This window comes from uncultured Aquincola sp., assembly GCF_964001545.1.
Taxonomy (GTDB): domain Bacteria; phylum Pseudomonadota; class Gammaproteobacteria; order Burkholderiales; family Burkholderiaceae_C; genus Aquincola.
Window position 1 is genome coordinate 1 of record NZ_CAXFDV010000474.1, and the last position, 2,206, is coordinate 2,206.

Here is a 2,206-nt window from a genome sequence, read left to right on the forward strand (position 1 = left end):
GCGCTGTAGGAATTTGCCTGACAGGGGGTACGGAACAAACGGGACTCAAGTCATGGAGATGGGCCACTGTTGCCCCCTTGTTTCGGCTTCTAAAGTTCATCCCATCGCAGCACACGAGCTGCTGCCCTTGAGAGACCCAGGAGCCCGACATGACCGCCGACCAAATCCTTGCCGAAATCCGCGAAGCGAACCTGAGCTACCTGATGCTGGCGCAAAGCCTGATCCGCGCCGACCGCGAGCAGGCGCTGTACCGCCTGGGCATCAGCGAAGACACCGCGACGCTGATCGGCACGCTGTCGGCCGCGCAGATCATGAAGGTGGCCTCGGGCAACACGCTGCTGTGCCGCTTTCGCATGGACGACGAGCTCGTGTGGAACCTGCTGACCAGCCACGGCAAGGCTTCCGCCAACGATGCGGTCAATCGCCTGCATGCCTCCATCCTGATGGCGGGCCGCCACCAGGAAGCGGCGTAAGCCGAACCGGCAGCACGACCGGTCACACGCCAGACAACACAGCGATACAGGACGGAGCAAAGATCATGGCACGCAACAAGAGCATCCTCACCGAAGCCAAGCAAATCGAACGGGCGGTCACGCTGATCAACCTGGGCGCTCGCCTGCAGGTGCTGGAATCGGAAACCGACCTGAGCTATGAGCGGCTGCTTCGTCTTTACAAGGAAGTGTCCGGCAAGAGCCCCAGCAAGGGCCAACTGCCTTTCTCGACCGACTGGTTCATGACCTGGCAGCCGAACATCCACGCCAGCCTGTTCCTGAACATCCACGAATACCTGAACAAGGCGGCGGAGATGGACGAGATCGACGTCGTCATCAAGGCCTACCAGCTCTACCTGGAACAAACCCAAGCCCAGAACCTGGAACCGCTGCTGTCCGTCACCCGCGCCTGGCGCCTGGTCAAGTTCGTCGACAACGGCATGCTGACCATGACCAAGTGCAACAGCTGCGGCGGCCACTACGTCACCCACCCGCATGAAATCGCCCGTCACTACACCTGCGGCCTGTGCAACCCCCCGGCGCGTGCCGGCAAGGGCAAGGCGGCCGGCGCCCTGACCATGCAAAGCAGCTCCGCGCACTGACACGCGGCGCCGCGAAAAAAGTCCTCAAGACGCCCGCAGCACCAGCCGATACACACCCTGCGGGCGATCTCATCGCTCATTTGTCTCCTCCTGGCACAGTCTCTGTGCTTTCACGCGGACCCCACGGTCCGCGTTTTTTATTGGCGCGCCAAAACGGCGCTGTTGCATGGAGCGACCCCCGGCCCCCGGCGCCAAACTCAAGTGAACGGATCCCGCACCGATAAACCGCGGAACCAGGAACTCGTTCACATCATGTTCGTCATCATCGGCTGGCTCGTAGCGCTGGGTTGCATCTTCGGCGTGTTCATCGCCCACGGCGGGAACATCAGCGTCGTGCTGCATGCGTTGCCGTTCGAGATGATCACGATCATGGGCGCGGCCATCGGCGCGATGATCGCCAACAACCAGCCCAAGGTGCTCAAGGCCACCATGAAGGGCTTCGGCGCCTGCTTCAAGGGCAGCAAGTACACCAAGGCCCGCTACATGGAGCTGATGGCGCTGCTGTACGAGATCCTGCAGAAGGCACGCAAGGAAGGCCTGATGTCCATCGAAAAGGACGTCGAGGACCCGCACAGCTCGGCCATCTTTTCCAAGTACGCGGTGGTGGGCAACGACCACCATGTGATGGAGTTCATCACCGACTACCTGCGCATGATGGTGTCGGGCAACCTGAACTCGCACGAGATCGAATCGCTGATGGACAGCGAGATCGACACCCACCACCACGAGGCGCATGCCGCGGTGGGCGCCATCCAGCGCCTGGCCGGCGGGCTGCCGGCCTTCGGCATCGTGGCCGCGGTGCTGGGCGTGGTGAACACCATGGGCTCGGTAGGCCAGCCGCCGGCGGTGCTGGGCGGCATGATCGGCTCGGCCCTGGTGGGTACCTTCCTCGGCATCTTGCTGGCCTACGGCATCTTCGAGCCGCTGGGCGGCCTGCTGGAGCAGAAGGTGGACGAAGGCAGCAAGGAGCTGCAGTGCATCAAGACCACGCTGCTGGCCTCGATGCAGGGCTATGCGCCGCAGGTGGCGGTGGAGTTCGGCCGCAAGGTGCTGTATTCCACCGAGCGCCCGACCTTTGCCGAGCTGGAAGGCCACGTCAAGGGCAAGAAATGA

General features: G+C 62.7%; 3 protein-coding genes. All 3 read left to right on the forward strand.

What is annotated here, in order from left to right:
• The first annotated feature begins 149 nt into the window (after positions 1-149).
• The 3 genes from flhD to motA all read left to right on the forward strand — a co-directional run bounded on the left by flhD (position 150) and on the right by motA (position 2,206).
• Complete coding sequence (flhD, locus tag ABNT58_RS16245; RefSeq protein ID WP_250196195.1) at positions 150-473, forward strand: flagellar transcriptional regulator FlhD; 324 nt, start codon at positions 150-152, stop codon at positions 471-473.
• Positions 474-538: 65 nt separating this feature from the next.
• Entirely contained in the window at positions 539-1,093 is a 555-nt protein-coding gene (gene flhC, locus ABNT58_RS16250; RefSeq protein WP_250196196.1) for a flagellar transcriptional regulator FlhC, read from the forward strand.
• A gap of 252 nt (positions 1,094-1,345) precedes the next feature.
• Positions 1,346-2,206, forward strand: coding sequence for a flagellar motor stator protein MotA (motA, locus tag ABNT58_RS16255; RefSeq protein ID WP_348754492.1), 861 nt, complete (start codon positions 1,346-1,348; stop codon positions 2,204-2,206).